This is a genomic window from Pseudomonas sp. GW822-FHT07A10, from assembly GCF_058798795.1.
Genome location: NZ_JBXAKV010000001.1, coordinates 16,134 through 26,667, shown reverse-complemented (window position 1 = coordinate 26,667; position 10,534 = coordinate 16,134). Strand labels below are relative to the sequence as shown.

Sequence of the window (10,534 nt, the reverse complement as noted above, 5' to 3'; positions counted from 1 at the left end):
GCGGGCTTGCTCGCGAAAGCGGACTGACAGTCAACGTTGATATCGACTGTCATGATCTCTTCGCGAGCAAGCCCGCTCCCACATTTGATTTGTGCATACTGTAGATTGTCTATGCTTGCCTCATACACATTCGTGACGGGGGATTTATGGACGATCCAGTCGACAATAATAACCACAACAAACCGCCGACCTTCTGGCAGATGCTGCACAGCGTCATGGCGGCGGCGTTCGGGGTGCAGAGCGGGAAAAACCGGGCGCGGGATTTCACCCACGGCAAGCCCAGTCATTTCGTGATTCTGGGGATTCTGTTCACGGTGGTGTTCGCCCTGACCCTGTTCGGCATCGTCAAACTGGTGCTACATCTGGCCGGGATCTGAGCCGACTCAGTGCATCAGGGTTTGCAGGCTGAACGGGTAGCGATACGACGTCGGTCTCCCTTTGGCCGAGAGCTTTTGAAAATCCACGCCATAATCCTGGGTAGCACTCATCGCCAACAGTCGCCGGGCTTGCGCGTGGTCGATCAGCTGCAATAACGGAATCTGCCGGTCGCGCCCGCCGTACTGGCTGACATCCACCCCCTGATCGTAGTCATGCAACTGCACAAGAGCCCAGCCGCCCAGAGTGAAGTGCCCGCCCAACAACACGCTTAGCCGCCCTTCCAACAGCGCCTGCAAGGCGGCCGCTGAATTGTTGATGGCACTGAACAGCACATCCTTGCCCGGCTGGCCTCCCGTTTCGGCGTATGCCTGCATGGCACCGAAAGCCATTTCATCGTTGGCCGACCAGACCAGCGATGTTTGCGGGTAACGCTTGAACAATAACCTGGCCTGTTCATAGGCACGCTCGCGGGTCCAGCCGCCATACACCAACTGGCGCAACCGCACTTCAGGGTGTTCGGCCAATGCCCGCATCATGCCCTGCTCACGCTGTTGCGCGGCCGGCGTGATTTTCAGGCCGGAAAAGGCCACCAGCTCGATGACCTCACCGGGTGCGACCGGGCCATGCAGGCGAATCAGTTCCTTGAGCATCAGGTAACCGCCCTCCTCATTGTTGGGCACCAGGCTACCCAACCAGTCGGGATACTTGCCCGGCTGTGCGCCGAGCAGGCGCATCTGGTCGGCGGTCAGGCCGTTGTTGACCAAAAACAGCTTCACGCCGCTGCCTTGAGCCAAGCGCAAGATTTCGGGGGCGACATACAGTTCGTTGGAGAACACCAGATAGTCCGGCCGACTCGGCCCTTGCAGCGCTTCGCGGGCCTGTTTGAGTGTGGTCTCGGCGTTTCGCTCGGCATACTGGATTTGCAAATCCATGCCTAGGTTCTTGGCCGCGGCCTGCATGAACTGCGAGTAACTGACCCAGAACGTCTCTTGGCTGGTCCCGGGATTGAGGAACAATACGGACGCCGCCTGGGCACACGGTCCCAGGACCGCGCCAAGCGCCAGCACTACACCATAGAAGAACTTCAACATTGATCGTCCGAGCCCCCGAAAATCCGCCGCGCATTATAGCCAGCGAAGTCCCTGGAAACGGCGCATATTCCGGCTTTTTGTCCGACAATCGTCGGCGCCGGGCCCGGACGGGGTCGTTTATTGATGGCTGACCCAGAATACCGCCGTACCCACGACCAGGATGATCAGGAACAGAATCGCCCAGGCATCGACCGTGCTATCGCTTTTCCTTGCTTTGGTTGGGTTGCTCATTGCATCGCCTCTTGTCGGTTTTATCGGTGATTGCATAAAGACTCGAGCACAGTTAAGACGATGATTGCCCGCACGACAAATGAGGGTTTTATCTCAACGACTTTCATTAGTCGTTTTGGTTCTTTGCATATACTCAAACATCACTTTTGCGCATAACTGCAAACTGGTATCTTGCGTCGGCTCCGTTGGGAGTGCGCGGCCGTGCGCGCAGAATTGCCGAGGCAGAATCGGATGAAAGCTTGCGAAAACGCAGCTGTATCCGACCGGCCCAAGCCTGAGAACAGGACTTATATGTACGTATACGACGAGTACGATCAGCGGATCATCGAGGACCGCGTCAAGCAGTTCCGTGATCAGACCCGACGCTATCTGGCAGGCGAGCTGAGCGAAGAAGAATTCCGCCCCCTGCGCCTGCAAAATGGCCTTTATATCCAGCGCTTTGCCCCGATGCTGCGGGTGGCGGTGCCTTACGGCCAACTCACTTCGCGCCAGACGCGAATGATGGCCAAGATTGCCCGCGACTATGACAAGGGCTACGCCCACATCAGTACCCGGCAGAACGTGCAGTTCAACTGGCCGGCCGTGGAAGACATCCCGGACATCCTGGCTGAGCTGGCGACCGTGCAGATGCACGCGATCCAGACCAGCGGCAACTGCCTGCGCAACGTCACCACCGATCAGTTCGCCGGTGTCGCCGCCGACGAGTTGATCGACCCGCGGCCATGGTGCGAAATCGTCCGCCAGTGGACCACGTTCCACCCGGAATTCGCTTACCTGCCGCGTAAATTCAAAATTGCCATCAACGGTTCGACGTCCGACCGTGCGGCCATCGAAGTCCATGACATCGGCCTCGAGCCGGTGCACAACGCCGCGGGCGAACTGGGCTTCCGTGTACTGGTCGGTGGCGGCCTGGGCCGTACTCCGGTGGTGGGCGCGTTCATCAACGAATTCCTGCCGTGGCAGGACCTGTTGAGCTACCTCGACGCCATTCTGCGGGTCTACAACCGCTACGGCCGTCGCGACAACAAGTACAAGGCGCGGATCAAGATTCTGGTCAAGGCCCTGACGCCTGAAGTGTTCGCACAAAAAGTCGATGCGGAAATGGAACACCTTCGCGGTGGCCAGACCACGCTGACCGAGGCCGAAGTGCATCGCGTGGCCAAGCACTTTGTCGATCCGGACTACAAGGCTCTGGAAAACCAGACGGCCGAACTGGCCGACCTCGACAAGCAACACCCGGGTTTCGCCCGCTGGCGTGCCCGCAACACCCTGGCCCACAAAAAGCCGGGTTACGTCGCCGTGACGCTGTCCCTGAAACCGACCGGCGTTGCACCGGGCGACATCACCGACAAGCAGCTCGATGCCGTTGCCGACCTCGCCGACCGTTACAGCTTCGGTCAGCTGCGCACCTCCCACGAGCAGAACATCATTCTGGCCGATGTCGAGCAGAGCCAGTTGTTCGCCATGTGGAGCGAGTTGCGCGAGCAAGGTTTCGCCACGCCGAACATCGGCTTGCTGACCGACATCATCTGCTGCCCTGGCGGCGACTTCTGCTCCTTGGCCAACGCCAAGTCGATCCCGATCGCCGAATCGATCCAGCGCCGTTTCGACGACCTGGACTACCTGTTCGACATCGGCGAGCTGGACCTGAACATCTCCGGCTGCATGAACGCCTGTGGTCACCACCACGTGGGCCACATCGGTATTCTCGGAGTGGACAAGAAAGGCGAAGAGTTCTATCAGGTGTCCCTGGGTGGCAGCGCCAGCCGCGATGCGAGCCTGGGCAAGATCCTCGGCCCATCCTTCGCCCAGGAAGCCATGCCTGATGTGATCGAGAAGCTGATCGACGTGTACATCGAACAACGTACCGAAGACGAGCGCTTCATCGACACTTATCAGCGTATCGGCATCGACCTCTTCAAGGAGCGCGTCTATGCAGCGAATAATTAAGAACAACGAAGTCGTCGACGAAACCTGGCACCTGTTGCCGAAAGATTTCAACATCGACGAGATCAGCAACTGCGACGACCTGATCGTCCCGTTGCACATGTGGCGCGAACACAGCCGCATGCTCATGGCCCGCGATGGCGGCCTGGGTGTGTGGCTGGATGCCGACGAAGAAGCCGAAGAAATCGGTGACGACGTGGCGAACTTCCAGGTCATCGCCCTGAACTTCCCGGCCTTCACCGATGGTCGCAACTACTCCAACGCCCGTCTGCTGCGTGACCGCTATGGTTTCAAAGGCGAACTGCGGGCAATTGGCGATGTGCTGCGCGACCAGCTGTTCTACATGCACCGCTGCGGTTTCGATGCGTTTGCCATTCGCGCCGATAAAGACCCCTACGAAGCCCTTGAAGGCCTCAAGGACTTCTCGGTGACCTATCAGGCCGCAACAGACGAACCGCTGCCGCTGTTCCGTCGCCGTTGATCGTCACACCTTGAACCCCTTGCGGGGTTCAAGGTTTTTCCCTTACTGCGTGCCTATCGGAAACGGTCGTCCCATGGCCTCCCAGTTCCGATAAAACCGGGCACGGTCCTCAAGTGCCGTGAACAGCGCAAACGGGTTTTCAGGATCGACCTCGGCCGATTCAATATCCTGAACCAGTCTTTCCCAAAGCGCTTGCGAAGCATCGGCTTCACCGAGCAGTCGCCACACCCTCGCCTGAAGCGACAGATAATCGACCCGGAAGTCCGCCGTCAGGCTCAGTCCATCCATTATCCTCAGGAACCGGGCGCCAAGGGGCCTGGCTGCCAGCCTCTGCCAGATCAATCGTCGCGTCGCTTGCAACTCCCCATCGCCTTCGCGCAACCACTCGATGACATTCCCGTAATTAACCCCGGGATCGCTTAACCACAGGTTGATACCCGTTCGCCGCCGATGATCGACAATGCGCAACAAGGTGTCCTCATCCGTCAATGGATTGCCCTGCAGCAGCACACGGTCCCTCGAGATAGCCTGGTTCAGCACTGCTGGCGGCACTCGGGTTATCTGGTTATTACGCAGGTCCAACGACGTCAGATAGGGCTGCTCCATGACTCCGACTGGGCAACGAATGATCCCGGTGTTGCTCAGGTTCAGCCAGCGCAAGTCATTCATTCCGAGCACCAACGGAGGGACGCCCAGCGGGTTGTTGCTCAGGTCCAGCGTCTGCAAGTGTGTCAACCCGGTCAATTGAGAGGCGGCGCGCTCATTGAACGTCAGATTCGTCGACCTCAGATTCAGCGAAGAGAGACGCGCCATCTGGTTGATCGAAGGAGGCAATGCGCGCTCCGCAAGGCCGCCATGGTTGAAGTGACTCAGGTCGACATTTTCCAGGTTCAGCACTTCAAGATTTGGAAAACACTCGAGAAATCCGTTCAGACTTTCTTCTTCAGTCAGGTGAAAGCCGCGCATCGACAACTCGAGAACATTGTTGAGCCGGACATTCAACGTGGGTAACCGGTGATAATTCTCGAAGTCGAGATCCAGCCTGACGCCGCGTATCTGATCAGCAGGCAGTAACAGATCCTGCGGCGCCCTGCGTTGTTGCCAGATGGAGGCCAGCTCCTCGGCCAACTCATTTCGAATCGCTCGCTCCTGTTGTATTTCGGCCTGCACCAACTGAACGTTATAGGCCTCGATTTGTGCAGCGCTCAATCCCGCTGCTTCGGGATTATTCGGGGCCAGGAAATCGATAGCCATGCCATGAATGTCATCCGCCACCTGATCTACCCAGGCGGTCAGGTCGATGTCGAGTTGCTGCAGCTGTTGCTTCAACCACTCAATGTGCGCCTGTGCGTTTACACCTTCGCGTTGAAGAACCGCATCAGCCAGGGCATCGGTGAAGTCTGGATAGACCGCTTTGAGTTGCAGCCTCATCATCTGGTGCGTCAGCGCCTCGGCCTGGGGCGTTCCCGGAAAACCGCCGCCACTGAGCCCATGGGCATCGAACGGCAACCCACCGTCCATTCTTTGCAGCCCGAGTATCACCTGTGATCGGGGCAACGCCTGGTCGCTGACGGCGAGTCGCAGTTCGTCGACTGAACCAGGCGACGTCAGGAGCAGCGCTGAACGGTCGTCGTCCGTCAACACACCGAGAAGTGCCGTATAAAAGTCTGTTGGCGAGGCCTGATGCAGATAGTGCTGTCCGATTCTGACCAAGCGCCGGACATCCGTGGCATCCTGCGCGCCGATGCGGTCCAGCACTCGCCCCGCGATGGACTGATCAAGGACATCGATCCGCAGGTTCCGCGGCCAGCCCGGCAGGTTTTGCAGCGAGTGCAAGGCCAGGATGTCCGAGTCCGGGCTCGCCACCGAACGCAGATAAAGACTTTCATTAGCGCGATTGAGCCGCACATGCTGCTGGTATTGCCGCGCCTTGCTGTCCAGACGCGTGAACACTTGCCTGACCTCGGTCACATCGGGGGCTTGCTGGACATCCACGCCATAGCGGTCGAGCATTTGCTCGATGGCACCTTTGGGCAGCGTCGGGTATTGCTGCTGAAACAGCCGCACCCATTCATGGTCCGACTGTTGAAGTGCGGCGTAACGCCTGTTGAATTGCTCAGGCGTGCCGGCCGCCCCCAGATCCTGATCGATCTTGAAGCGACTGATCGTATCCGCCAGTAAAGGCGTCGGTGGACGCCCCGTCTGCATCAGTCGCAGCATGTCATCGTCAATCACACTGACCTTGCCGATCTGTGCCAGGACGTCATCGCTGAAAGACGCCACAGTCGGGCCGATTCCGCGGATCAGCTCCACGCGGGAGGACAGCATGGAAACCGGTGGCTCGGGCGTCGGGGCAACGACGATTTGCGAAGACGGACGTACTGACTCGACGGCCGCTTCATCCTTCAGCGCCGCCTGTGCGCCGATCGGCAGCGCATTAAGCAAACCGAACACGGTGCGCGACACGCCCTCCGACCGTTCACGCGGTGTTTTACCGTTTACCGCCTGATCAAGACCGTAACCGGCGTCAATAAGCCCGGCCAGCGCCAATATGCCTTCGCCTCCCGGGACGAACAACGCCAATGGCCCGAACCGGTTGATCCATTGCACCACCGGTTCGACAACCGCACTTAAATTGTCACGATTGACCTGTGCATCGGTACGAATGCTTTCGATACTGGCGTGGGCGGCCTGCTTCATCGTCAGCACCAATTGCGCAAACGGATCGGTCGCCGATGGCGGATTGTCGTAGCCAATGTAATCGGCGGGGTCCCAGTAGCCGTCGTTATTGAAAAAACCGGCGTTGTTGGTCAGCCGATGCATCGCGGGATACTGCGCCATGCCGTCCAATGCCGTCAGCACACCCGCCTGAAACGTACCGTCCTCGCGATCATCTTCGGCAAAATGGGCGGCCAATGCCTGCTTTGTCTCGCTGAGCTTGCCCTGCGCGACGACCCATTGGTGCAGTTGAGTGGCATCGGTGAATTCGTGCAGCGGGGAAGAGTTGCCAGGGATGTACAGCAGCATTCGGGTACTGGCAGTGTCACGGAACACCCAGGTATCTGTTGCGGTGTAACGGTATAGCTTCAAACGGCCGGCCCTGACGGACAAAGGGGTACGCGTCGCCGCTTGCAGTTGTTCGATGGTCAGCGCTTCCCATGCCTGACCGGGCGGCAAGCCAGCCGCCTCCATCGCGAGCTCAAGTCCTTTTTGCGACAGGCAGCGCTCCTTGAACTGCAACCAGGCCGTCATCACAAACGCTGCTTTGACCGATGTCCTCAAGGCGTACGGACTGGACGCAGTGAGCACCTCGTCAGAGGGCCAGACCTTTTCAAGATAGGTCTCGTACACATGCTTGAAGTCCAGCTCCCAGACCCATTTCTTGAAATCAGCCGGCCTCAGCTTCAGTTGTGAGGCGGGACCGTAAGTCTGCGGCGCCGTTTGCCGATAGATGCCTTCATAGGTGTCGTGATTGCCGCTGCCGTAATCAGCGAACTCGTCGACATGCTCGACAATCCGCACCGTCGGGCCGACGTCCGGCGGTGTGTACAGACCAAAGGCGGTTTCCGCAAAACGCCCGTCCCCAACCGTCTGGTAATTTGAAAGCAGCGCTTGCAACAGCGACCGCGAGTTCGCCACCTGGCCCTGCTGGAAACCGTTCTCTTCAGGGTGGCCCTTGTAGTGGTAATCGAGGGTGACCATCAAGGTCGTCTGCGGGTCGATGTCCTGCCCCCATTTTTCCTTGATCAGGTGTGCGCCCAACTGGCCGGGGGTTTGGGGGAGAGCGATGTCCAGTGCAGCTTTCAGTTCGTCGCGCATTCGCAACGATGGGGCTGGATGAGGTGCGGCAACGTGGTGAAGGAGCTCATTCATGGTGCAATCCATTGCAGTCAATTCAGGCCTGTCACCCTACCCCACCTGACTCCACACGAAAGCGCGACCGATCGACAATGGCATTAGGAAAATTCGTTATTTCTTGAGGGTGAGTGGACACCTTCCGAAGGTCAAAAAAAACCGTGGGCAATCCACGGTTTTTTTACTGACGGTGATGCCTGGTACGGTTACCAGAAGCGTTGCTGGGTCAACCGGCTCCACCAGCTCAGCAATACGCGATCGATCGAACCGCTGGCCGCCATGCCGATGCGCTCCTGCAGGGTTTTACGTTCGGCGTAATGCAAATGATAGAGCTCGGACTGTTTAGCGCGTTCAGCGAGGTATTCGTCGCTGGTCTTGAGCTCGTCCACCAGTTGCTTGTCGAGTGCCGAAACACCGAGCCAGATTTCCCCGGTGGCCACTTCATCGATAGCCAGTTGCGGGCGATAGCGGGAAACGAAGTTTTTGAACAGCTGATGGGTGATGTCCAGCTCTTCCTGGAATTTCTCCCGGCCCTTCTCGGTGTTTTCGCCAAACACTGTCAGGGTGCGCTTGTACTCACCGGCCGTGAGCACTTCGAAGTCGATGTCATGCTTTTTCAGCAGGCGATTGACGTTGGGCAACTGCGCCACCACGCCGATCGAGCCGAGAATCGCGAACGGTGCGCTGATAATTTTCTCGCCGATGCACGCCATCATGTAGCCGCCGCTGGCCGCGACCTTGTCGATGCACACGGTCAACGGCACGCCGGCCTCGCGAATGCGCGCCAGTTGCGAAGATGCCAGGCCGTAGCTGTGAACCATGCCGCCGCCGCTTTCCAGGCGCAGCACCACTTCATCCTTTGGCGTGGCGAGGGTCAGCAGCGCGGTGATTTCGTGGCGCAGGCTTTCAGTGGCCGACGCCTTGATGTCGCCGTCGAAATCCAGCACGAACACCCGCGGCTTGGCCTCAGGTTTCTTCTTTTGCTTTTTCTCGGTTTTAGCCTGGGATTTGCGCAAGGCCTTGAGCTGATCCTTGTCGAGCAAGGTTTGCTCCAGGCGTTCGCGCAGCCCTTTGTAGAAATCATTGAGTTTGCTGACTTGCAACTGGCCGTGCGACTTGCGCCGACCTTTGCTGCGCAACGCCGCAAAACTGGCCAGGACCACCAGAATGGCGATCACCAGGGTCACGGTTTTAGCCAGGAAACTGGCGTACTCGGACAAAAACTCCACAGAGACTCCTTCAACACGATGCGCGGCATGAACACGCGCGGGATACCTCCAGCATACCCATGAGCCGGCCCGGCGACCAGTCGTGAAACCTCTGGCAACAGGCCTGTAACGGGCATTTCAAACAAGCGTATGTTTTTTCATTGACAGCTCACCGTCATCCCCATAACCTCGCCAAACCTTCAACGTACCGGGATGACGCGGACGTGGGCAGCATCTATTTGATTCGACATGGCCAGGCCTCCTTTGGTGCAGACGACTATGACGTTCTGTCGCCGACCGGTATTCGCCAGGCAGAAGTCCTTGGCCAGCATCTGGCCGAACTCGGTGTCAGCTTCGATCGCTGCCTGTCGGGCGACCTGCGCCGTCAGCAACATACGGCCACCAGCGCGCTGGAACAGTACGCTGCCGTGGGCTTGCCGGTGCCGCCCCTGGAAATCGATTCGGCCTTCAACGAGTTCGACGCCGACGCGGTGATCCGCGCCCTGCTGCCGGCCATGCTGGAAGACGAGCCCGAGGCGCTGGAGATCCTGCGCAACGCCGCGCAAAACCGTGCCGAGTTCCAGCGCATCTTCGCCCTGATCATCGAGCGCTGGCTCGCCGGCACCTACGACACCCCGGGCCTGGAAAGCTGGCTGGGCTTCGTCGATCGTGTACAGGCTGGCCTGCAGCGGCTGCTCGAAAATGCCGACAACACCCAGAAAATCGCCGTGTTCACCTCCGGCGGCACCATCACTGCCCTGCTCCACCTTATTACGCAAATGCCTGCCCGGCAGGCCTTTGAGCTGAACTGGCAAATCGTCAACACCTCGCTCAACCTGCTCAAGTTTCGTGGTCGCGAGGTGGCCCTGGCTTCCTTCAACAGTCATACACACCTGCAACTGCTGAAGGCCCCGGAACTCATCACGTTTCGCTGATTCCGGACTATTGTGACCCTGGCTGTATTCACCCAGCTCTTATTACCCAAAAGGATCGAACCATGACCTCCGTAGCTGATGCCGTACAAGCAATGAAAGCCAAGTTCAACCCAGCCGCTGCTGCCGGTCTGGACCTGGTATTCGGTTTCCGCATCGACGACACCAAGAACTTCTCGCTGATCGTCAAAGACGGCACCTGTGAGCTGCAAGAAGGCGAAAACCCGGACGCCCAGGTGACTCTGGTGATGGACGGCGAAACCCTGGAAGGCATCGTCGACGGTTCGACCGACGGCATGCAAGCGTTCATGGGCGGCAAGCTGCGCGCTGAAGGCGACATGATGCTGGCCATGAAACTGTCCGAGCTGTTCCCAGGCTAAGACGACGGCTCCCGCTCTCGGGAGCCTCTCT

8 protein-coding genes are annotated in these 10,534 nt (G+C 58.8%); 5 read left to right on the top strand and 3 right to left on the bottom strand.

Annotated features, from left to right (window positions below; translation table 11 throughout):
• The first annotated feature begins 146 nt into the window (after positions 1–146).
• Positions 147–377, top strand: coding sequence for a DUF2970 domain-containing protein (locus AC1RL4_RS00095; RefSeq protein ID WP_018927642.1), 231 nt, complete (start codon positions 147–149; stop codon positions 375–377).
• A gap of 6 nt (positions 378–383) precedes the next feature.
• Here AC1RL4_RS00095 and AC1RL4_RS00090 read toward each other — a convergent pair whose 3' ends face one another.
• On the bottom strand, positions 384–1,469 hold the full coding sequence (locus tag AC1RL4_RS00090) for an ABC transporter substrate-binding protein (protein WP_230172076.1): 1,086 nt from the start codon (positions 1,467–1,469) through the stop codon (positions 384–386).
• A gap of 522 nt (positions 1,470–1,991) precedes the next feature.
• Between AC1RL4_RS00090 and AC1RL4_RS00085 the strand changes: the two genes are divergently transcribed.
• Positions 1,992–3,650 (top strand): nitrite/sulfite reductase, encoded by a 1,659-nt coding sequence (locus AC1RL4_RS00085; RefSeq protein WP_019578477.1) that lies wholly within the window; start codon positions 1,992–1,994, stop codon positions 3,648–3,650.
• Complete coding sequence (locus AC1RL4_RS00080; RefSeq protein ID WP_018927639.1) at positions 3,634–4,128, top strand: DUF934 domain-containing protein; 495 nt, start codon at positions 3,634–3,636, stop codon at positions 4,126–4,128. The genes AC1RL4_RS00085 and AC1RL4_RS00080 overlap by 17 nt, the downstream gene beginning before the upstream one ends.
• Before the next feature lie 42 nt (positions 4,129–4,170).
• Here the strand turns inward: AC1RL4_RS00080 and AC1RL4_RS00075 are convergent, their stop codons facing one another.
• Both AC1RL4_RS00075 and sohB read right to left on the bottom strand, forming a co-directional pair.
• Entirely contained in the window at positions 4,171–8,001 is a 3,831-nt protein-coding gene (locus tag AC1RL4_RS00075; RefSeq protein WP_096480605.1) for a leucine-rich repeat domain-containing protein, read from the bottom strand.
• 188 nt (positions 8,002–8,189) lie between these two features.
• Complete coding sequence (gene sohB, locus AC1RL4_RS00070) at positions 8,190–9,212, bottom strand: protease SohB (protein ID WP_019578475.1); 1,023 nt, start codon at positions 9,210–9,212, stop codon at positions 8,190–8,192.
• Between the two features lie 203 nt (positions 9,213–9,415).
• Here sohB and AC1RL4_RS00065 point away from each other — a divergent pair, with 203 nt between their 5' ends.
• Both AC1RL4_RS00065 and AC1RL4_RS00060 read left to right on the top strand, forming a co-directional pair.
• A complete protein-coding gene (locus AC1RL4_RS00065) occupies positions 9,416–10,126 on the top strand; it encodes a histidine phosphatase family protein (protein ID WP_096480606.1) in 711 nt (236 codons plus the stop codon).
• A gap of 62 nt (positions 10,127–10,188) precedes the next feature.
• On the top strand, positions 10,189–10,503 hold the full coding sequence (locus AC1RL4_RS00060) for an SCP2 sterol-binding domain-containing protein (RefSeq protein WP_007941766.1): 315 nt from the start codon (positions 10,189–10,191) through the stop codon (positions 10,501–10,503).
• Positions 10,504–10,534 lie beyond the last annotated feature (31 nt).

Excerpts from the sequence above, each read along its gene's own strand:
- AC1RL4_RS00095 (WP_018927642.1), top strand. The coding sequence starts at position 147 with ATGGACGATCCAGTCGACAATAATAACCACAACAAACCGCCGACCTTC.
- AC1RL4_RS00090 (WP_230172076.1), bottom strand. The coding sequence starts at position 1,469 with ATGTTGAAGTTCTTCTATGGTGTAGTGCTGGCGCTTGGCGCGGTCCTG.
- AC1RL4_RS00085 (WP_019578477.1), top strand. The coding sequence starts at position 1,992 with ATGTACGTATACGACGAGTACGATCAGCGGATCATCGAGGACCGCGTC.
- AC1RL4_RS00080 (WP_018927639.1), top strand. The coding sequence starts at position 3,634 with ATGCAGCGAATAATTAAGAACAACGAAGTCGTCGACGAAACCTGGCAC.
- AC1RL4_RS00075 (WP_096480605.1), bottom strand. The coding sequence starts at position 8,001 with ATGAATGAGCTCCTTCACCACGTTGCCGCACCTCATCCAGCCCCATCG.
- AC1RL4_RS00060 (WP_007941766.1), top strand. The coding sequence starts at position 10,189 with ATGACCTCCGTAGCTGATGCCGTACAAGCAATGAAAGCCAAGTTCAAC.